Origin of the sequence: Pseudomonas sp. NPDC087346 (assembly GCF_044744235.1) — a bacterium.
Lineage (GTDB): Bacteria > Pseudomonadota > Gammaproteobacteria > Pseudomonadales > Pseudomonadaceae > Aquipseudomonas.
Genome location: NZ_JBIUXX010000013.1, coordinates 1 through 21,285, shown reverse-complemented (window position 1 = coordinate 21,285; position 21,285 = coordinate 1). Strand labels below are relative to the sequence as shown.

Sequence of the window (21,285 nt, the reverse complement as noted above, 5' to 3'; positions counted from 1 at the left end):
GATCAAAAGATCGCAGCGTGCCGCAGCTCCTACATGATCGAGTTACAGGTCCAGCACCAGCGGTGCATCACTTTGTGCAGGCACCGCGCAGCAGATCAGCACTTGTCCTGCTTCCGGCATGTCCGCCGGGGGCTGTGGATAATTCACTGCGCCGCTGATCAAACGGGTTTTGCAGGTGCCGCAGGAACCGCCGCGACAACTGAACTCCGGGCGCAGACCTCGGCTTTCCGCGAGTTCCAGCAAGCTGCTGCCGTCCGGTTGCCAGCGCGCCTCTTTGGCCGAACGTTCAAATACCACTGGCACTGAAGTGGTGGCCGCCGGCAGTTGCTCGATCACGATGGCATCCAGATCGGCTTGGCGCTTGAGAGTCGAAGGGCCGAAGTTTTCCGCGTGAATCTGCGCATCGCGCACATCAAGATCACGCAGGCTGTCATAAAGCCCCTGAGTAAACGCGCCCGGCCCGCAGAGGACAAAGTCCACCTGATCGAAGTCTTCAACGTCGAGCACGCTTTGCAGCAATGCCAGATCGACGCGCCCCGTCAGATCGAAGTCCTCGCCTTCCAATACATCCGCCTCCGGTTGGCTGAGCACCCGTATCACGCGAACGGCACCCCCAGCGTCTTCCAGCAAACGATCCAGTTCAGCGCGAAACGGCTGATCGGCAAGCGTGCGTGAACCCTGCAATAACAGCGTCGGACGAATCCCCCGGGTGCGCAGCCCCTGATACACCACTTCCCGCAGCATCGACAGCAACGGCGTAATGCCGACACCCGCCGCCAGCAACACCAATGGCCGTCGCTCCAGCGGCGCGACCGTGAAATGCCCTTGTGGCGCTCGCGCTTCCAGTACATCGCCAACACGAATCTGCCCATGCAAGTGGCTCGAAATAAGCCCTTCGCGCTTCACACTGATACGAAAGAAACCATCAGACGGCGCACTTGACAGGCTGTAGGTGCGGATATGCACCTCGCCATCGAGGGTGAACCTCAGCGGTAAATGCTGGCCGGCCTGAAACACCGGCAAACCGACGCCGTCGGCCGGTTCCAGATAGATTGAGCGAATGCTGCGACTTTCCGCCTCGATTCTCGCTACTCGCAGCGGCCGCCAGGCGTTGCCCAAAGCCTGCGCCTGCAACCGCGCTTCGGCCTCGGCCCAGTTGCCGGTCAACAAACTGGTGGGCGACATCCCATCAAAGCGCCAGCGCAGAGCCAGCGCTGCCGGGCGCCGCACCAGTTTCTCCACATCGAACGTCCACAGATGCTCGGCACCTTGAAAGGCTTCGATCTCTGCGCCTTCGAGGACGATTTCAGTACGCCCGCTCAGTTGCAGCAAATCCCCTGTGGAAAAGTCGATGAACAGCAGGCCCGCCCGGGGGTTGAGCAGCAGATTGCCGAGGGTGTTGAAGTGCAGATTACCGGCGAAATCAGGAATCGTCAGGCGGTTGCCTTCGATCCGCACGAAACCGGCCTGACCGCCACGGTGCGAAACATCCACCGCACGCTGGCCGTCGATATCCACATAACTGGCGACAAAGAACGTGTCGGCGCCTTCGATCAAGGCTCGGGCGGCTTCATCGAGGCCGTCGAGGTGCTGAGGTTTGCGTGTCTGCGGGTCGGTCAACGGCACCCGCTGAAACTGCCGCAACTGAATGTACTGCGGACAGTTGCCGAAGGCTTGATCCACCGTTACCTGAAAACCTGCATCGCTCAACGCGCCGACATGGCCATTGAGGCGATTGCGCCGACGTGTGTGCAATTCGATGCCGAGCAGGCCGATGGCTGCGCCGTCCTGCAACTGCGCCGGATCATCAGCGTCGGGCAGACTGGAAAACTGTAACTGCGCAGGCTCTGGCGATTGGGCAAAACCCGGCGCGCCTTCAAGCACACTGGCCCAAGGACGACCGTCGCCATCCACCGCGCCGTACAACATGAACGGCAATTGCCGATAGAACTCACGGTGTTGGTCCGGCATCCAGTTGCGAATGACCTTACGCCCGAAGGCCTCCATGCGTTCTGCGACGCCGACGCGAGCCTGCAATTGCTGCTCGCCGGCATGCCACGGTGAATGCTCCATCACGGCTTCTCCCCTGCGCCGCTGGCGCAGTGTGGACGGCCCGGCTCGAACCGGGCCGCAACATCAGGCGGTTTTTTGCAACCCGGCGACGGTGCGCGGCATGCCGACAAAACCGGGCAAGGCTTCGATGCGTTGCAGCCAGGCGCGGACATTGCTGTAGTCATCCAGCGAGACGTTGCCTTCCGGCGCATGGGCGATGTAGCTGTAGGCCGCGATGTCGGCGATGGTCGGCTCGCTGCTGGCCAGATAGGCCGACTTGCCCAGTTCCAGTTCCATTACCTTGAGCAGGTTATGTGCACGAGAAATCGTGTCCTCGGCATTCAATTGAGCACCGAACACTGTAACCAGCCGCGCCGCAGCAGGCCCGAAAGCAATCTGCCCCGCCGCTACCGACAACCAGCGCTGGACCCGAGCGGCACCGACCGGATCGGCGGGGAGCCAACGGCCATTGCCGTATTTTTGTGCCAGATACACAAGGATTGCATTGGAATCGGCCAGCACCACACCGTCATCGTCGATCGCCGGTACTTGCCCGAAGCTATTGATTGCAAGGTAGGCCGGTTGCTTGTGCTCGCCCTTGGCCAGATCAACGAAGATCTCTTCGGTCGGCAGTTGCAGCAGGGACAGCATCAGTTCAACCCGATGAGCATGGCCGGAACGCGGGAAATTGTAGAACTTGATCGGTTGCATGGTCGACTCCGCTGGAGTGGCGCCGCTCAGGACTGACGGCGCCGATGAGGGCCATCTTCTACCTATCGCGAAAACAACAGAATCACCACAAATCGCAATCGATTATTTCAACTAGCGCAATAACGCCGCATTCTTCAGCGCCGGGTGTTCACGCAAGGCCCTGACCGCGAAATCGACAAAACTGCGCACCCGCGCCGGGGCTTTACGCCCACCCTGATACACCACGTGGATTGGCAGCGGCGGCAGCTCGAAGTCCGCGAGCACCACTTCCAGTTCGCCGCTGGCCACCTTGTCCGCCACTTGATAGGAAAGCACCCGGGTCAGCCCGACACCCATGCAGGCGGCGGTGATCGCAGCTTGATTGGCGGTGACCACCAGTCGCGGTTCCGGACGCACATTCAGCGGTTCACCCTGATCGAGAAACGGCCAACTGCGCAGTTGGCCGATAGAGGACGTCGCCACTACCGGAGCGCCAGCCAGCTCTTGCGGATGCGTCGGCCGGCCATGAACGGCGAAGTAACCGGGCGATCCGCAAATCACCCGACGTACTTCGCCCACCCGGATTGCATGCTGATTGCTGTCCGGCAGTTCACCGATGCGTACCGCGACATCGATGCCCTCCTCGACCATGCTCGCCACCCGGTCGAGCAACAGCGCGTTGATCGCCACGTCCGGATACTGCGCGAGGTAATCGGCCATTACCGGCGTGACAAACAACTGACCAAACAGCACCGGCGCGGTGACCGTCAATTGTCCACGGGGCTGGGTATGGCTGCCGGCAGCGGAGTCCTCGGCTTCCTGCACTTCAGCGAGAATCCGCCGACAGTCTTCCAGATAACGCTGGCCTGCCTCGCTGACATGCACGCTGCGCGTGGTGCGGATCAGCAGTTGCGTGCCGATCCGCTGCTCCAGCGCCGCTACCGCACGGGTGACGCTGGCCGCGGACAAACCCAGGCGCCGCGCCGCAGCGGAGAAACCCTGCTCCTGAGCGACAGCGGCGAAGACCTGCATTTCCTGGAAGCGATCCATGGGCTGAAAATCTCACGGTGAGCATCCGGTGAATTATGCATATCCTCCGGCACCACGGCAGAACAATCTCAGAGCCCCAGTTCCAGCTCATATAGAGAGCTGAGCGCCTGCCGACGACGGATCAACCGCGCTTCACCATCCGCCAACAACACCTCAGGCAACAGCGTACGGGTGTTGTAGTTGGACGACATCGACGCGCCATAAGCGCCGGTATCGTGGAACACCAGCAAGTCACCAACCTGCGCCTCGGGCAGCATTTGCGGGCGCAGTTCGTGTTCGTCCTGAGTGAAAATATCCCCGGATTCGCACAACGGGCCACCGACCACGGTTGGCGTCAGCGGTCGCTCGACCGGACGGCCATCGGCGTCGATCAACGTCGTATGGTGGTAGGCGCCGTACATCGCCGGGCGCATCAGGTCGTTGAAACCGGCATCGACCAGCACATAGTTGCGGTTGCCCATGCGTTTGACCGCGCGCACCTCGCACACCAGAAAACCCGATTCGGCCATCAGGAACCGGCCGGGTTCGATTTCCATGCGCACTGGATGGCCGAGCAACGCTTCGATCTCTTGCCGGGCAGCAGCCCAAGTCTGTGCGTAACGCTGGATATCCACAGCCTTGTCTTCCAGACGATACGGTGTAGAAAGCCCGCCGCCGATGGAGAACGCCTCGATGTCCTGCTTTAGTGAACTCACCAGATCCACCATTGCCCGCGCCACTTGCTCAAGGTGCGAGTAATCCACTCCCGAGCCGATGTGCATATGCACGCCGACCAGCTTCAGGTCGAATTCGCGGATCACGGCCAGAGCGTCGTGAATCTCTTCATGCCAGATGCCGTGTTTGCTGTTTTCGCCACCGGTATTGGTCTTGCGGCTGTGGCCGTGACCAAACCCCGGGTTGATCCGCAGCCACACGCGATGGCCGGGGGAGCGCTCGCCCAACTGGCGCAGCATGTCGATGGAACCGGCATTGACCTCGACGCCTAGCTCGACAACGCGATCCAGGGTTTTACGGTCGAACAGATCACAGGTGAACACGATCCCTGCCGGCGAACCTTCGGTACTGAAACCCGCCATCAACGCCCGTTCAACTTCGCCCAAGGACACCGCATCGACGTGCAGTCCCTGCTCGCGCATCAGGCGCAGAACGTGGATGTTGGAACAGGCTTTCTGTGCATAACGAACGGTATCGAACCCTCGTAGACGCTCGATCCGCTCAACAATCGTCGCGGCGTCGTAGCACCACAGCGGTGAACCATGAAGTTTCAGGGAATCGGCAAGAAGCGTGAACGGCGGGAATTGGGTCATGACGCGGGCTCGCAGGGAAGATTGAAGCAAGCATGCCGAGTCATCCTCATTTGTAAAAATAGCTATTTATTCATCAGCCATTCATATCTGATATGACGTCTTCAAAACCCGCGAGGAATGCCGGTGAAGATTTCACTGCGACAGGTAGAGATTTTCCGCTCGATCATGCTGGCCGGCAGCGTCACCGGTGCCGCACGCTTGCTCTTCACATCGCAGCCAACCGTCAGCCGCGAACTGGCGCGGCTCGAACACGTGTGCGGCTTGCGCCTGTTTGATCGTGAGGGCGGTCGATTGCTGCCGACCGCACAGGCATTGATGCTGCTCGACGAGGTTGAGCGCAGCTACGTCGGGCTTGAGCGTATTGACCGTTACGCCCAATCGCTGCGCAACTTCGAACACGGTCGCCTCGCCCTTACCTGCCTTCCGTTGTTCTCGCAAACCTTGCTGCCGAAAGTCTGCCGGCGTTTTCATCAGGCCCACGCGGGCATCAGCATCAGCATCGTCGCCCAGGAATCGCCGTTGCTGGAGGAGTCGCTGGTCACCCAGCAACATGACCTCGGTCTGACCGAAGTCGATCAGGTGCCACGCGGCACCCAGGGCGAATTGCTGTTCAGTTCCGATCTGGTCTGCGTCCTCGCACCGGGGCATCCACTGTTGGCGAAAACCGTGCTGTCGCTGGAAGACTTCCATGAGGTCGACTTCATCAACCTCGCCAATCTCGACATCTATAGGCAGACACTCGACGTGCACTTCCGCCAGGCCGGGGTCAATCGGCGCACGGTGATCGAAACCAGCAATGCCGCGTCGGTCTGCGCGATGGTCAGGCAAGGCTTGGGCGTGGCAATCATCAATCCACTGACCGCGCTGGAAGAGTCCGGCCGCGATCTGCTGATTCGTCCACTGACGTTGTCGGTGCCGTACCGGATCATGCTGATCCGCCCGAATCATCGGCCGGCCTCGGTGATTGTCGATGCGTTTTGTGAGGTATTGCATGAAGAGGCGGCGAAGACGGTTCAGGGGATAGAGCAGTTGGTTGCATTGCGCGGCTGAAAAAAACTCGAAAAAAAACCCCGACGTTCGGGGGTTTGATGGTTTTAGAGAATTAAAACTGTCGCAGAGCCCCCTGAAAAAAGGGTGCTGCAGCCAATCTCTGAGAAAGCGCAAAACTGTCGCAAGCGGCCAAAACAACAGTTCAGACACAAGCTCTAGAGAATTAAAACTGTCGCCACCATGTAGGACAAGCCTTTCCGCTGCTTGACCACCTGTTACCGCCCGGCGACGTCAGCAACCTGATCGTATCGGGCTGATGAACATACCATGCCCAAGTCATGTAGTTTAGCGTGATGCTAGTTCGGCAAATTAGCTTCAATTCCGCGCAATAGATGGTGGAATACTCCGATACGAAACCGATGGGCGTTTGCTCACCGGCCCCTTCCTTTAATCAGCAGGGCTACTGGCATGCAGGACAGCTTTCCCGCCCTGAGTCATGACACTTGTCACAGTGACTATGGCCCTCCTCACCGTTCGCTCCGCTGGAACCATGACACTGTCGACACCTGACCTCTTCCGACCCACCGCAAGTCAGGCAGTCGTCTTCGGACAAAAGGCCTGTTCCTTGGCAAGGATCGCAAAGAACAGTTCCCTGACCATCACAATAGTCACAGGCGTCTGCGTTGACCCCACCCTCACCTTCGCACCGGTTGCACTCGCGCGACTTCTCAGCATCCGGATCGTACCAACAACCATCTCCGCCGCAATCAGGACAAGTAACCCCCGCGCGACCACCGTGGCAGTTCGGGCAACTGGTGTAGCCATCATCACAATGTGGACAAGCAATAAGACACGACACATCAACTCTCCCCCTTGGGCAATAATGCGCGATGAGAGCTTGATACATTCCTATCTTCCAATGATTCACAAATGGAGCGGTAGCCTCACCCACATCTAAGATCGTTTCCCTGATATCTTGCTCAGACAATCCTTTATCACGCATGCGATCCATTTGCGCCAATATCGTTATCGCATTCTTACCCGCAATAGACCTGTACCTTCCAGCGATGTTGAAGTCGACAAAATGTTTGGTTGCTCTCGCCTTGTCTACAGCCTCCCAATGGACAGGGGGCTTTACTATAAAATCAAAAACACCAGGTTTTTCAGCGTTTCCTGGTCTAAAACTTGCAAGTATCCATTGTTCAGTAAAAAAGCAGTCTTTGTCGGTATAAGGCTGAATTATTTGAGATTCGGCATCCACGGCAAATGCAGTAGCTTTAGCATCCATATTACAGTCCCTGCATGAGGGCACTAAATTGCTTGGCAAAATCGCAAACTGCGGAAAATTAAATTTTGGCAAGAAATGATCTAAATTTCTAGGAGTGCCAAGTCCACCGCAAAAAGGACAGCCATCAAGAGCAGCGGCTAATAGATAGTCGTATATTTCCCTTGCTGGTTTAGAGCCCGGAACCAAATATTGCTCATAAACTTTAACCAGATCCGACTTTTTCAACAGTCCAATTACAACTGGATCCGGGCCCGCCTTCAAATCGATTGGCGCAATTGTATATAGGTTTCCAATTTTTGATCTCTGCTCGTACTGTAAAGCAGCGACTAGAAGTTCTGCTTTAGCTCCTTCCACCCCGGCTTTTAATACAGCATTTCCAGTCACACCCTCTATGCAACGGTCGATTACATATTCAGGATTATACTTTTCACAATTAAGACGCATCATGGGCGCGCTCCTGATCTCTTGTTTCCACTAAAGACCTAAGCAGTGCCCTCCCCTCCAAACCAAGCTGACCACTATACTCACTGATTATTTCCTCATATTTCTTCCCACTTCTAACAGACGCAGCCAACAAATCATGAAATCCTGAGCGATCAACCTCCAAGTTGAAAACCTCACTAGTGATAACACCAACGTTCTCTCCAAATGTTTCGATTTTAGGTCGGATAGTCACAGAAGCCTTACCTACTCTATTTATCACCCATGCACACGACTTAGGTATTTCTTGCAAGACTACCGGCGAGTGTGTAGCGATAATAGCGACACCATTTCGGTCGTGAAGAAGATCTGCTAATGCTCGAACGAAAGCTGACAATAGTGGAGGGTGCAGGTGGCTTTCTGGTTCGTCTAAAAGAACAAGCGTTTTTTCTTCGACTAAAGCAACTAGCCGGGTTATTGTCAACAAAACAACAGAATGCCCTGAACTCATTTTTTCTAGATATGGCAAAGCTTTGCGATAATAATTATCGTAGAAAATTTGCGAGTCCGCCTGACTTGTTCCGCTTAATTCTTCTTTAATAGCACGAAACACGGACTCTAACTGATGAAGGCCCATTCTGGAGAAATTTTCATCTGATCCAAGCTTTTCTATAGCTTTTAGCCAGCTATCTACTTTCCCGGGAGCACCAAAACATGCGACCAGCGATTTTATACAGTCTCCGCGCAACTCTTGCAGGGTTTTCAGGCTATCATCTATTCCCACTTTTTTAAGGCCGACATAAAAATAACACGTACCTTTTGCAGGGTCCGGTTGGTCAGCAGGCGGAGTGAATGGGTCGAACACACTGAACGAAACAGACACTAAGCTGCTAAAATAGTCGGAAGCAATAGGAGACCCAGATTTATCTAGAAAAAAACCTTGGTTCTTTTTGTTATTAACTGATTCAATCATTCCATTGAGTAAAGTTGTCTTACCTACACCATTACGACCGATGATCGCGTGCACATTGGTGTTTGGCTTGACGTCGACAGAAACGTCAAACGACATTGTTATGCTGCCCACATCCGAGTCTTCAGGTCGTCTATATTGAAAGGCGTATTCGGTAAGCTCTGCCTTACCCCATAAAATACGCGCAAACTGGCCTTTCACCACAGAAAGGCTGTGATATCTCAATAAAGAAGTCCCAAAGACATCCTCGCCAGTAATTTCCTGAATAATTTCTGGCTGGACCACTATATCGCGTAGCGCTGTTAGCACAGTCCGCCTGGTATCGCGATTAAGCTTGGCCATAGCTTTATAGAAATCAACGCTATTACCAAGTGAAAAATATCGTTTATCTAGCTCAGTGAAGCTTTTATCCAATGTAGAAAACGTAGAAACACTTGTAGTTTGTCCTTTGAATGCTATTTTAATGCTACCAACGATTACATAATTCCCATTAGCATCATGCAATGACATATCAAACATTGTCACATATGAGTAATCATTCCAGTTATCCTTTTTTAGATAGACGGTATTTCTACCTAACTGCGGCACCGTCGCGTCAACGGTCAACACCTTAAATTCCATTTTCAGCACCTACTTTCTAGAGAATTTACTATGGATAGCGATCCGGGCTTTACAAACTTAAATCGCGACCACTCTAATTCAGATGACAACCGGACGCTTCGATAAATGTTTAGCGCCGCCAATGTGACCACGCCCCGCTTGTGCTAGCGGGGACTCCTCGCCTGTTTATTGCTTGGTCGCTGATCTGTCGACTGTCTGCGTTAATTGATATCCCTTTACTCGGCTTGCTGTATGTTCTGAACTATTTTGAAAAACTCATCGTAATCTGAGAAGCTGCAGAAACCAGCCTGTTCGCCACGAGTCGAGATGGATATCAGTGGAGGTACTCCTGAGTCGATGTCCGCCAATACACCCTCAATGAAGCTACTGACAATACTGATTTGGTTGTAATAAACCTCACCAGTATCATGTTCAGAACGCTTTTTTTTAGGTTCTTTCAGGAAGTTTTTTAAAATGGCTATTCCGGCGGTTGGGTTATTTGAAAAGAGTTTTAGTATACCTTTAAAGTAATTGGCGCTTGATGCATGTGTTGCCTCTGCGAGCTCATTTAACATGCTTTCAAGTGGATCAGCTTGGATTTGGAACATGTTTTTCAGATTGGTTATCTGAAAGATAGACATATAGGCAATATCGAAACCACCATCGGCAGATATTATCAAGCAACGTAGAGAGTCGATGTGATTTCCCTTGGCCGCAAGGTGCAATGCCATTTCGTAGCACGCCCCGAGATGACCTCTGTTGTGAGCCATCGATAACCAGAGTAGGCAATCATCATTCCGGCCCCCCCCAAGCGAGGCTCCGATCCGATACATGGCGCTGATATGCCCGTTAGACGCCGCTTTAGTTAACTCATAGCTTTCGGCATCAGAGAGCTGATGCTGCGCAAGCATAATGGGTATACAGGCGTCATTTATTCTTTTCTTGAGCAATTCGATTAACTTATCCCAGTTAAGCCTAAAATCACTTAGCGAGCAGTCGTTGAGGTACTGTTTCGCTGATGAACGAGGCCTGCGTGGTTGGGCGTTGTACTCAGCCCTCTTTTCTGTCTTGTAGATCGCTACTGTTTTTTCAGTCGGAAGTATAATGTCATCTGTATGTACCTCACGAAGTGCTTCCGAGGCTTTTCCGTGAAGGTGCTGAAACCAGCTTCCGATCCTGATTTCATACGTTACGTTATTATGTGTGATAGCTGTCATTTTCTTCATCACGGCTGTCCTTGCTTAATCATGTGCTCGATTAAGATAAGCTCGCGCCGCGAAGAGAGCCTGGTCCCAGGACATATTTGGGTGACTCTCCATATAGTCCACTGCAATATTGAGAAGTAAGCGCTCGGCGCCAAGCGGACCAGACTCCAGCATTTTTTGCTCGCGATCAAGGCGTGCAAGTGCACGTCCCTTCTTCTTGCGAAATTCGGGAATAGGGAGAAGAGAAGGTAATATTTCTGACATAACTGCCTCCAGAGTAAGAGGCGGTTTCGCGAATGCAAAGATCCACCTCTCACTATTTAAAATTAGCGAGAAAGAGAATCCGTAACTTGCTTTCGCCGGCCACGAATAAAGCCGTATCGAAAACTTAGCTAAAAAGCACAGAAAGGTCAACCACAAAAACAGACTTGGTGGAAAAAGTGCATAGCCTCCAGGGTGTGTACGGATGCGGAGCCCCTCTTAGTCGGAGGAGCCTCAGGCCAGTTAGAGAGGTTTGCCGGCAAAGTGGTCGAATGTGGGCGCGCTGGGCGTCAGCGGGATGGGTATGAAGGCCAGGGAAGGCTGATTGATCGCCTGTCGTGCTTCTTGAGCCAAGGAACAAGTAAAGCAAACGACAATGAATGCACATTAGTCGAAAGGATTCAGCTCGAAGCGCCGATCGCGCACTGCAATCTTGAGCTCCCGCTTGACAGTCCTGACATCATCCAGCGAACAGTCTCCGGCTGAGCTCGCAAGATCAAGGCTTTCAAGGCATTTGCTGGCCGCTTCCTCGATTTTGAGATCTCCGCCAGCGCGAGCTAGACGTTCCTTGGTACTCTCAAGAATTGTATTGGCTGCATCTCCAAGCAAAACAAGATCAACACATTCGTGAATGGATCGGCCAATCATAGGTGCCTCATTTGTATTGATTTCCCACAATTTTAGCGGCTAGCTCTGGCAACGTCGAATGCCGATGATTAGCGGCTGCCAGCATTAAGCTTCGACCAGCGTGCACCGAAGCCCAACCCTGAACCCAGTGCGGCTGGTTTTTGAGAACTAAAACTGTCGCAAGAAGGCCCAGTTTCATTGGGCGCGCGCCGACCTCTTGAGAGCACGCAAAGCTGTCGAAGCCAACACTGACGCTGCTTTGAGCAGTTTTTAAAGGGTAGTGGTCAACTAATTTAGGACATCGCGTTAAGTTTTTTCTCGGCCACAGCGGGCGCCAGCCCGCAGGGGTATATAGCAGCGTCTGACTGGAAGCGAGCCGGTCGAGGCTATGCCCATCGGGTCCATCAAACAACTGATCTGCCAAGCTCTTCACCTCTCCGGCTCGGAAGCTTCTCGGTATCGATGCGTTTCCGACACGAAATCGATAAATGCCACTGCTGCGGCAACCGCAAGCCGAGCATGCCTGGGCTGCAGCCCGCGATGTTGGCCGTCCTTACCATGTCCGGTACCATACAAACCTCTCAACTGCGTGAGATTGCTGGTCAACTGAGTGAGGTTGCGGAGGACATTCTTGATGTTTTCAGCGCCCTTAGCTGCTTCACTGACTCCGTCGGGAACCAACTGCAATGCTTTGGTAACCTTCTTTGTCAGATTGCCTAGGTCATCGGCCTTGGTGAACGGAATTTCTCGTTTTGTGAGAATGGACTTGCAGCAGCTTTCCACCAGTTCTTTGGCTGTCCCGATCGCCAATTCGGGGTCTGAATCGACGGCATACTCCAGACGTTCAATTTGCTTCGCCATCCATCCGGCGCTCAACGCCTCGACAACAACTCTCGCTCGCATGACCGACCTAGTTGCGTTCGCTTCTGTCGGAACGCTGCTTATCAACCGGTAGGAAAAGCGTGGGCGGCCGGCGATTTGCTGCTCCTGGTACAACTCCCAGCCGGCGTTCTGGAGTTGATCGTTGAAATACTCAACGAGCTTAATTGCTTCTTCTCGTTGGGGGCGAACTACGGGGTGCACCGTTTCGCAGAGAAACCGGAGAAATGCTTCAGCACTCCCATCGAAGAGGTTGAATCGGGAGTCGCTGAAGACCCAGTCATCCTCCCAGTCATCGTTGTTGTAGCGATGTTGCCAAATGTCGCCGACGGCGTCTTTGTAGCGACTGTCCGTGGAAGGAAGGGTTTCAAGCTCATACAGCCGACTCAGAAACTCAACATCATTGAGCTCCCCATACCACTTCACGCTCTCTAGACGTAGGCCATCGGTGATGTTTTGCCGCACCGATTTCGGTAGGTTGGAAGACTTCCCGGAGCGCCAATCCACATGATACTCACGTGCAGGCACGATCAGCGCCGAGTACGCGTCGCTTTGCTCGTGCTCAGTTACCGTCCTCAGCGCGGTTGTGATCCTTTCCTGGAGCTGGACTCGTTTGACCCCGAGCTTGGCGTACTCCAAAGCAGGAATGATGAAGTGGATTTCCCAATAGTTGGTTCCGCCATTCCAGTTGTCGTTGCCTGTCAGTTCCGCATTCGCAGGATGACCGCGGACTACCTCCGCCGCCTCATCAGCACCCTCTGCGCGGAGAACCGCGTATACCGTCGCCAAAAGCGGCTCAATTTCGGCGTGCTCCATACGGCCCCCCAATCCAGATAACTGAGAGTCATCGTAGCTAGCAGGACGGGCCATCTGCTATCAAAAACTAGATACGTTGGTGAAAAAGCTAAACCCGAGGCATGCCCAGCAAACCAGGGGCCATTCACATGCCTTTCACTTTTCAGCCCTTTCCCTACTTGGGTTCCTCATTCCTTTAACCTGCAAGCGTGCCTTTCACTTCACCCGAGCTCAACCTGTCTTTACAGGAAGAGTCTGTAAGACTGGTAGTCGCTGCTATCCAGGCTTGCGTTGTTCAACCAGATTGAGCAGTCGGCACATCTGTGTGGCCTACGACGAAATGTGGTCCTCGCCCAGCGGGCATGTATCAGCTTCCCGCAAGAGTCCCAGGTGATGCGGTTTGTAGCAGGCTGACACGGATCAAACGATGCTGGCGCCGCCGTCCACCAGCACAGTCGAGGAAGGCGTACTAGCGAGATAGGCGATAGCGTTGGCAACGTCTTCCGGTTGCCAGCACGCCGCGCGCAGCAGCGCCTTCGTACATAGATTGACGGGCTTCTTCCGACAACTTCGCCCACAGCGGTATGGCGATCAGCCCCGGGGACACGGTATTGATCCGCCCCGGTGACAACTCCAACTCCAGCCCGCGCGATAGGGCTTCCAGCGCGGCGTTGATTGCGTCTTGAGGGGCGACTGCGTAAGTTCGCGGGCATGCCCATATTTATGCGTACGCATCCAGTTATGGAGGAAACGTAAAACTGTCGCAGCCAGAACGACCCGGCTTTGACTTATCCCAGACCACCGGCGGCTAATCTGCCGCCGGGCCCTAGATTCATCGACGAAGGATGAAGTAGGCAACGAGACCGATGGTCATCAACCAGACATGGGTTGAACTGTCGAGCGGGGTGTCACCAGGGAAAAGGATCATGGTTTGCATGGGCCGATTCTCCTGCCAGGGGAAGGGTCATAGCCGAAATTAACTAGTGATTGTCCTGACTTCGTATTTAGTGGTGTTGATCATCAAGTTGACAGATCTAGACAAAAAAACTTGCCTCACTGCCGGCTGGATATCAGCGCTCCCAGGCCATCTAAGCTCTTAATAACCTAGCATTCCTGCTTTCAACTCGAGTACACAAGCAGGGGCGCCGCGAGCTATCCAAGCCGCAACATGTTGGATGATTTGTCGGATGACAAACTCTCACAGTGGCAGGTACGCTCAGCGCTCTACCCTAGGACAACTAGTATCGCCCATGCGAAAACAAGCAGGCTATTCAGTCAAAGCAGGAGCGCTTATCCATGCTAGACACCACTATTTCTGATCAACAACTGATCGACACCTTCCTTCCCCAGATCTTGGAAAACGAAGCCAAAGGCGTGCTTCAGGATCTGCTCACTCTAGCCATGCAGTTTCTTTTCTTTTCAGAAGAGGCAACCCGAAAGGCCATCAAGCATGTAGTGGGAATTTTTGACGAGTGCTACCGAGCAGGGCAACTGAAGGTTGCCATAAGCCATGAAAATGGCTGCCTCTACGGCTATGCGTTGCTGTTCGTTAATCCAGACCCAAACGTTCCACGCTATTGTCACAAAATCTTTGTTTTCCCAGATTTTCGCGGCCACGGTATTGGCTCACAGATTCTCAATGCGCTGATCGACGATCCGCGCGATACCGCCCTGTTGTGCGGCTATGACCTGATAGATTTTTACGAGAATGCTGGGCTTGAGCAAAAAGGCGCATTCGCGGCTCCTGGGAAGCAGCAAGGATTTGCACTAACTCAAGGTATGTACGCCGACCTGGTTGTGATGGGTACACCAGGAGCAAGTGTGGCGGTAGGTGTGTTCATGCTCAACGATGACGACGTAAAGGCGCTCTTGGCTTGCGCGTAACTCACCTAAGCCAGCCTGGAAAAAAGCGCCACCCCGTACGATGCATGAACTGCTGATCAAAGCAGGCATCAGAGATGCCTCCAAATGTAACACTCGTGCCAATGAGAGATTGCTGAACCTAATGAAATACATCCTGTTTTTCGTCGCTGCCGCATCGACTTTGTGGCAGCTGAGTTTTCAATACCATTCCTGGTGGAATTTTTTTCTGCTGTCAGCGATATCCGTCTCATGGATTCTCGGCACGGTATACACCTATGACTGCATTCAAGCTTTGACTGGACGAAGCTCCCCGTATTACAGGGAGTTTTATGGTGAGCTGAATAAAGATTTCTGTATAGCACTACTTAGCGGCTTATCACTTACATTCATTATAAACATCTCTTCGGCGGACTACAGCCTGTCAAGCATTGACATAGCTTTTGCTGGCTTCCCATTTTTATTGTTAAGCGTGTACGACAGCTTTGCGTTGCAAAAACGAAAGATCGTCGGTGTCCGACTTCCTAAGGGCATGACGCGTTCCATGATTGGACTTCAGCTTTTCATCATAGGCGTATTTAACTATTACCTGATACAAATTAACTCCGGTGCATTCGCGCCCGCTGAATCCCTGTGGATTCAGATAACGCTCTTATTGACTGCCCTGTGTCTTTGTGTGTTTTCACACCAGATGGTTTTCATTCTTACAAAGCAGAGAATGGAGATCTCTCCTGCGATACTTGCATTATTTGAAAGTATTAAAATGAGCAAAGGCGTTTATAGGCAGGCTGGCGAAATGGCAGAGCAGTGGAATAAAATTGTATTTGATAAAAAGCTAGAGCAGCGTAAGAAAAAAGCTAAAAAACACAAACGCTGAAACATCTGGTTCGGCTGCTGTACACCTAACAAGCAATGACCGCAGCCATTGGCCTGTTTCTAACGGGTACTGGCCACCGCTTTGTGCAAACTCCGCTCCCGAGAAAATCCCCATTAGGGGATGCCACTGGAAATGGACCAATTCGCGAAGGCATTCAGCGATACCTCTAATCCACGACGGAAGACCGTATCTGTTGATACACGACCCGAAACCAGTCGAGATTTATCCAACCTGACACAAAAGGCGGTACCCGGTCATGGAGATTGGGCACGGCCTAAAAGAATCAATTCACGTCAATAACCTTCCTTACTCATCGTCCCCGCCCACTGAAGAATCGAAGGCATGGCAGGCGCCGCACATGTTTTCGCGATGGAGGTTACTTGTTTACTACGCCAGCGACAGTAGCGGAATTCCGGTGCCCTAAAAATCTCTAAAGCAGGACTGTGCGGTTGTAAGAATAGATTTCGCTCCACATACGAACGGAGCGATTCATCGGGTTGGATTCGCAACAGCATGGAGCGGCCCGTTGGGGGTATAGGAAGGGGGGTAACAAGCGAAGGGCCGGGAGCATCGCAGGAGACGAGAGGACAGACCTCACCGGCTCTTGCGACAGTTTTAATTCTCTAAAACCAGTTTGATTGAGCTGCTGTGGATAACTTATTCCACAGTCACCGACTTCGCCAAATTACGCGGCTGGTCAACGTCAGTGCCCTTGAGCACGGCGACGTAGTACGACAGCAGTTGCAGCGGAATGGTGTAGAGGATCGGCGAGAGGATGTCGTGGATGTGCGGCATCTGCACTACGTAAGTGCCTTCGCCATTGGTCATCCCGGCCTTTTCGTCAGCGAAGACGATCAACTGGCCGCCACGGGCGCGGACTTCCTGCAGGTTGGATTTCAGCTTCTCCAGCAGTTCGTTGTTCGGCGCCACGGTGACTACCGGCATGTCGTTATCCACAAGCGCCAGCGGGCCGTGTTTCAGTTCGCCGGCCGGATAGGCTTCGGCGTGGATGTAGGAAATCTCTTTGAGCTTCAGAGCACCTTCCATCGCCACCGGGTATTGCGCGCCGCGACCGAGGAACAGGGTGTGGTTTTTGTCGGCGAACAACTCGGCGATTTTTTCCACGGTGCTGTCCATCGCCAGCGCTTCGCCGAGACGGGTTGGCAGGCGGCGCAGTTCTTCGACCAGACGGGCTTCAACGCCCTTCGCCAGAGTGCCACGCACTTGACCCAGCGACAGGGTCAGCAGCAACAGGCCAACCAATTGCGTGGTGAACGCTTTGGTTGAAGCGACGCCGATTTCACGACCGGCCTGAGTCAACAGAGTCAGATCGGATTCACGTACCAGCGAGCTGATGCCGACGTTGCAAATCGCCAGGCTGGCGAGGAAGCCTAGCTCTTTGGCGTTGCGCAATGCGGCCAGGGTGTCGGCGGTTTCGCCGGACTGTGAAATGGTCACGAACAGGGTGTCCGGCTGCACCACTACTTTGCGGTAGCGAAATTCGCTGGCGACTTCGACCTGGCACGGAATCCCGGCCAGTTCTTCGAGCCAGTAACGCGCGACCATGCCGGCGTGATAGCTGGTGCCGCAAGCGACGATCTGCACATTGCGCACTTTGGCGAACAGTTCGGCCGCTTGTGGACCGAATGCCTGCACCAAGACCTGATCCGCGCTCAGACGACCTTCCAGAGTGCGCTGCACTACGGATGGCTGCTCGTGGATTTCCTTGAGCATGTAGTGGCGGAATTCGCCCTTGTCTGCGGCTTCGGCACCGTCGCTGTACTGCACGGTGGCGCGCTCGACCGGGTTGCCGTTCACGTCCCAGATTTGCACGCTATCGCGGCGAATTTCGGCGATATCGCCTTCTTCCAGGTACATGAAGCGGTCAGTGACCTGACGCAACGCCAACTGATCGGAGGCGAGGAAGTTTTCCCCAAGGCCCAGACCGATCACCAGCGGGCTACCGCTGCGGGCAGCGACCAGACGATCCGGCTGCTGCGCGTTGATCACCGCCAGACCATAGGCGCCATGCAGTTCCTTGACCGTAGCTTTCAGGGCAGTGGTCAGGTCAGGCTGGTCCTTGAGTTTGTGCGCCAGCAGGTGGGCGATGACTTCGGTGTCAGTATCCGAAGTGAACACATAACCCAGCGCCTTGAGTTGCTCACGCAGGGCTTCGTGGTTTTCGATGATGCCGTTGTGCACCACCGCGATGTCGCCGGAGAAATGCGGGTGGGCGTTGCGCTCGCACGGTGCACCGTGGGTCGCCCAACGGGTGTGGGCAATACCGAGACGGCCAATCAGTGGCTGTTCGGCCAGCGCTGCTTCGAGCTCGCTGACTTTGCCCGGACGACGCATGCGCTCAAGCTTTTCGTCGTTGGTGAAGACCGCGACACCCGCACTGTCATAGCCACGATATTCCAGGCGCTTGAGGCCTTCGAGCAGGATGGCGGTGATATTACGTTCTGCAACTGCGCCGACAATTCCACACATGCTTATTTCTCCTGACTGACAGCCGCGCAAATCACGCTGATACCGCGGGCCTGAATCTGATCCCGTGCCTCTTGGGGCAGGCGATCATCGGTAATTAGGGTATGGACGCTGCTCCACGGCAGCTCCAGATTGGGAATCTTGCGACCGATCTTGTCGGCCTCGACCATCACGATGACTTCCCGCGCCACGTCGGCCATCACCCGGCTCAGACCGAGCAATTCATTGAAGGTGGTGGTGCCGCGCACCAGATCGATGCCATCGGCGCCGATAAACAATTGGTCGAAGTCGTAAGAGCGTAGTACCTGCTCGGCGACCTGCCCCTGAAAGGACTCCGAATGCGGGTCCCAGGTGCCGCCGGTCATCAACAGCACGGGCTCGTGTTCGAGTTCGCTCAAGGCGTTGGCGACGTGCAGGGAATTGGTCATCACCACCAGACCCGGCTGCTGGCCGAGTTCCGGAATCATCGCGGCGGTGGTGCTGCCGCTGTCGATGATGATGCGCGCGTGCTCGCGGATGCGTTTCACCGCAGCACGGGCAATCGCCTGTTTGTATTTGGATACGCTCAGGCTGGTCTCGGCCACCAGTTCCTGCGGCATGCTGATTGCGCCGCCATAACGACGCAACAACAAACCGTGGCTTTCCAGTGCGGCGAGATCCTTGCGAATCGTAACTTCGGAGGTTTCGAAGCGCTTGGCCAGTTCATCCACACTGACTTCTCCCTGCTCGTTGAGCAAGGCGAGGATGTTGTGACGGCGCTGGGGCGTGTTGCGTTTCGACATGGCGGCGTAAGTTTCGATTCGAAAGATAACGGAAGCAATCAAAACCTATCGGCCGCAAATCGTCAAGACGTCGTCATAAAAAAATCGCAGCCCCGAAAGTCCTGTAGGAGCTGCCGAAGGCTGCGATCTTTTGATTTCAAAAACGACTGTGGATAACTCAGCCCTTCTTAATTTTCTCCGGCCGCTTCCAGCCATCGATGTTCTTCTGTCGCGCCCGGCCTACTGCCAACTGCGCGTTATCCACATTCTGGGTAATGGTCGAACCGGCTGCTGTAGTCGCACCGTCAGAGATATCCACAGGCGCTACCAACGAATTGTTGGAACCGATGAACACATCTGCGCCCAGCACAGTTTTCCACTTGTTGGCGCCATCGTAGTTGCAGGTGATGGTGCCGGCGCCGACGTTGGTGCGCGCACCGATTTCGGCATCGCCCAGATAGGTCAGGTGCCCGGCCTTGGCGCCCTCGCCCATGTGTGCGTTTTTCAGTTCTACAAAGTTACCCACATGGGCGCGCGCTTCCAGCACGGTGCCCGGTCGCAGACGGGCGAACGGGCCGGCATCGCTGCCTTCGCCCATAATCGCGCCTTCGATATGACTGTTAGCCTTGATCACCACACCTTTGCGCAGGGTGCTGTCCTTGATCACGCAGTTCGGGCCGATGATCACGTCGTCTTCGATGACCACATTGCCTTCGAGGATGACGTTGATGTCGATCAGCACATCGCGACCGACGATCACTTCGCCACGTACATCGAAACGCGCCGGATCACGCAGGGTTACGCCTTGGGCCATCAAGCGACGACCTGCGCGCAACTGATAATGACGCTCAAGCTCGGACAACTGCTTGCGATCATTCGCGCCTTGCACTTCCATCGGATCGTGAGGCTGTTCGGTGGCAACCACCAGACCATCACTCACTGCCATCTCGATTACGTCGGTCAGGTAATACTCGCCCTGGGCGTTATTGTTCGACAGCCGGCTCATCCAGTCGGCCAGATGACTGGCAGGCACCGCGAGAATGCCGGTATTGCCTTCGGTGATCTGGCGCTGCGCTTCGCTGGCGTCTTTGTGTTCGACGATAGCGGCAACCTTGCCGTCGGCGCTGCGCACGATGCGTCCGTAACCGGTCGGGTCTTCCAGTTCAACGGTCAGCAAGCCCATCTGGCCTGGAACGACCTGCTTGAGCAGACGCTGCAAGGTTTCGACTTCAATCAGGGGCACGTCACCGTACAGAATCAGTACGGTGTCGGCGGTGATAAACGGTACAGCTTGGGCGGTGGCGTGACCGGTGCCCAGTTGCTTGTCCTGCATGACGAAATTCAGATCGTCCGCCGCCAGACGCTCACGCACCACATCGGCACCGTGGCCGATGACCACGTGGATGCGCAGCGGATCAAGTTGCCGGGCACTGTGGATAACATGGCCAAGCATCGAGTTGCCGGCCACTGGATGCAGCACTTTCGGCAGCGCCGAGCGCATACGGGTGCCTTGACCGGCCGCGAGGATAACGATTTCGAGAGACATGACTGGCTACCAATCCTGGGTGGTCAGCAACTGCGACCGGGTTTTAAATTCGGAAAAGAAAAAAGGGTAGCCGAGGCTACCCTTTTTAATCAATCACACAACAAGTCGCTGGCGAATTAACCGCCGAACTTCTTGCGGATCTGCTGGACGGTGCGCAGCTGAGCTGCGGCCTCGGCCAGACGTGCGGACGCAGCTCCGTAGTCGAATTCTGCACCACGTTCATGCAATGCAGCTTCGGCAGCCTTGAGAGCTGCTTGAGCCTGAGCTTCATCCAGGTCGGCAGCACGTTGCACGGTGTCGGCAAGTACCTTGACCATGTTCGGCTGAACCTCGAGGAAACCACCAGAGATGTAGAACACCTCGGCTTCGCCACCTTGCTTGATCAGGCGGATCGGACCCGGCTTGAGATTAGTGATCAGCGGCGCGTGACCCAGAGCGATACCAAGATCACCCAGTGCACCGTGCGCAATCACCATCTCGACCAGGCCGGAAAAGATTTCCCCTTCCGCGCTGACGATATCGCAATGGACTGTCATAGCCATCTGATTGCCTCAACCTAATGAGCGCCCGTTGCCGGGCGCCAGGATTACAGTTTCTTGGCTTTCTCGATCGCTTCTTCG

Annotated in this window: 18 protein-coding genes; 3 read left to right on the top strand and 15 right to left on the bottom strand. The window is 54.6% G+C overall.

Annotated features, from left to right (window positions below; genetic code table 11):
- Nucleotides 1-42: 42 nt before the first annotated feature.
- The 4 genes from ACIOZM_RS10635 to lysA all read right to left on the bottom strand — a co-directional run bounded on the left by ACIOZM_RS10635 (nt 43) and on the right by lysA (nt 5,099).
- Nucleotides 43-2,073: a pyridoxamine 5'-phosphate oxidase family protein gene (locus tag ACIOZM_RS10635; RefSeq protein ID WP_401213037.1), complete on the bottom strand. Its 2,031-nt coding sequence runs from the start codon at nt 2,071-2,073 to the stop codon at nt 43-45.
- A 63-nt stretch (nt 2,074-2,136) separates the two neighbouring features.
- Nucleotides 2,137-2,763, bottom strand: coding sequence for a glutathione S-transferase family protein (locus tag ACIOZM_RS10630; protein WP_401213034.1), 627 nt, complete (start codon nt 2,761-2,763; stop codon nt 2,137-2,139).
- 111 nt (nt 2,764-2,874) lie between these two features.
- The gene (locus tag ACIOZM_RS10625) at nt 2,875-3,792 is read right to left on the bottom strand and encodes a LysR family transcriptional regulator (protein WP_401213032.1); all 918 of its coding nucleotides are present in this window, start codon (nt 3,790-3,792) and stop codon (nt 2,875-2,877) included.
- Between the two features lie 68 nt (nt 3,793-3,860).
- Complete coding sequence (gene lysA / locus ACIOZM_RS10620) at nt 3,861-5,099, bottom strand: diaminopimelate decarboxylase (protein WP_401213029.1); 1,239 nt, start codon at nt 5,097-5,099, stop codon at nt 3,861-3,863.
- A 123-nt stretch (nt 5,100-5,222) separates the two neighbouring features.
- On the opposite strand from lysA, the gene ACIOZM_RS10615 reads away from it, so the two are divergent.
- Nucleotides 5,223-6,149 (top strand): LysR family transcriptional regulator, encoded by a 927-nt coding sequence (locus tag ACIOZM_RS10615; RefSeq protein ID WP_401213026.1) that lies wholly within the window; start codon nt 5,223-5,225, stop codon nt 6,147-6,149.
- 400 nt (nt 6,150-6,549) lie between these two features.
- On the opposite strand, the gene ACIOZM_RS10610 is transcribed toward ACIOZM_RS10615, so the two are convergent.
- The 7 genes from ACIOZM_RS10610 to ACIOZM_RS10580 all read right to left on the bottom strand — a co-directional run bounded on the left by ACIOZM_RS10610 (nt 6,550) and on the right by ACIOZM_RS10580 (nt 13,155).
- The gene (locus tag ACIOZM_RS10610; RefSeq protein WP_401213024.1) at nt 6,550-7,824 is read right to left on the bottom strand and encodes a hypothetical protein; all 1,275 of its coding nucleotides are present in this window, start codon (nt 7,822-7,824) and stop codon (nt 6,550-6,552) included.
- Entirely contained in the window at nt 7,811-9,388 is a 1,578-nt protein-coding gene (locus ACIOZM_RS10605; RefSeq protein ID WP_401213021.1) for an AAA family ATPase, read from the bottom strand. The genes ACIOZM_RS10610 and ACIOZM_RS10605 overlap by 14 nt, the downstream gene beginning before the upstream one ends.
- A gap of 215 nt (nt 9,389-9,603) precedes the next feature.
- Entirely contained in the window at nt 9,604-10,593 is a 990-nt protein-coding gene (locus ACIOZM_RS10600) for a hypothetical protein (protein WP_401213019.1), read from the bottom strand.
- A 15-nt stretch (nt 10,594-10,608) separates the two neighbouring features.
- Nucleotides 10,609-10,836 carry a hypothetical protein gene (locus tag ACIOZM_RS10595; RefSeq protein WP_065936480.1) on the bottom strand — a complete coding sequence of 76 codons (228 nt, stop codon included), beginning with the start codon at nt 10,834-10,836 and terminating at the stop codon, nt 10,609-10,611.
- Between the two features lie 384 nt (nt 10,837-11,220).
- Complete coding sequence (locus ACIOZM_RS10590; protein ID WP_027610296.1) at nt 11,221-11,481, bottom strand: hypothetical protein; 261 nt, start codon at nt 11,479-11,481, stop codon at nt 11,221-11,223.
- Between the two features lie 7 nt (nt 11,482-11,488).
- A complete protein-coding gene (locus ACIOZM_RS10585; RefSeq protein ID WP_401213016.1) occupies nt 11,489-11,884 on the bottom strand; it encodes a hypothetical protein in 396 nt (131 codons plus the stop codon).
- A 5-nt stretch (nt 11,885-11,889) separates the two neighbouring features.
- Nucleotides 11,890-13,155, bottom strand: coding sequence for an abortive infection family protein (locus tag ACIOZM_RS10580; RefSeq protein WP_401213014.1), 1,266 nt, complete (start codon nt 13,153-13,155; stop codon nt 11,890-11,892).
- Between the two features lie 1,275 nt (nt 13,156-14,430).
- Between ACIOZM_RS10580 and ACIOZM_RS10575 the strand changes: the two genes are divergently transcribed.
- On the top strand, nt 14,431-15,018 hold the full coding sequence (locus ACIOZM_RS10575) for a GNAT family N-acetyltransferase (protein ID WP_401213012.1): 588 nt from the start codon (nt 14,431-14,433) through the stop codon (nt 15,016-15,018).
- A gap of 40 nt (nt 15,019-15,058) precedes the next feature.
- Nucleotides 15,059-15,871 (top strand): hypothetical protein, encoded by an 813-nt coding sequence (locus tag ACIOZM_RS10570; RefSeq protein WP_401213010.1) that lies wholly within the window; start codon nt 15,059-15,061, stop codon nt 15,869-15,871.
- A 657-nt stretch (nt 15,872-16,528) separates the two neighbouring features.
- Here the strand turns inward: ACIOZM_RS10570 and glmS are convergent.
- The 4 genes from glmS to ACIOZM_RS10550 all read right to left on the bottom strand — a co-directional run bounded on the left by glmS (nt 16,529) and on the right by ACIOZM_RS10550 (nt 21,207).
- The gene (gene glmS, locus ACIOZM_RS10565) at nt 16,529-18,361 is read right to left on the bottom strand and encodes a glutamine--fructose-6-phosphate transaminase (isomerizing) (protein ID WP_401213007.1); all 1,833 of its coding nucleotides are present in this window, start codon (nt 18,359-18,361) and stop codon (nt 16,529-16,531) included.
- A gap of 2 nt (nt 18,362-18,363) precedes the next feature.
- Nucleotides 18,364-19,140, bottom strand: a complete 777-nt coding sequence (locus tag ACIOZM_RS10560) for a DeoR/GlpR family DNA-binding transcription regulator (protein WP_401213004.1) — start codon at nt 19,138-19,140, stop codon at nt 18,364-18,366.
- 157 nt (nt 19,141-19,297) lie between these two features.
- Entirely contained in the window at nt 19,298-20,665 is a 1,368-nt protein-coding gene (glmU, locus tag ACIOZM_RS10555; protein ID WP_401213001.1) for a bifunctional UDP-N-acetylglucosamine diphosphorylase/glucosamine-1-phosphate N-acetyltransferase GlmU, read from the bottom strand.
- A gap of 116 nt (nt 20,666-20,781) precedes the next feature.
- A complete protein-coding gene (locus tag ACIOZM_RS10550) occupies nt 20,782-21,207 on the bottom strand; it encodes a F0F1 ATP synthase subunit epsilon (RefSeq protein WP_401212999.1) in 426 nt (141 codons plus the stop codon).
- Nucleotides 21,208-21,285: the final 78 nt, after the last annotated feature.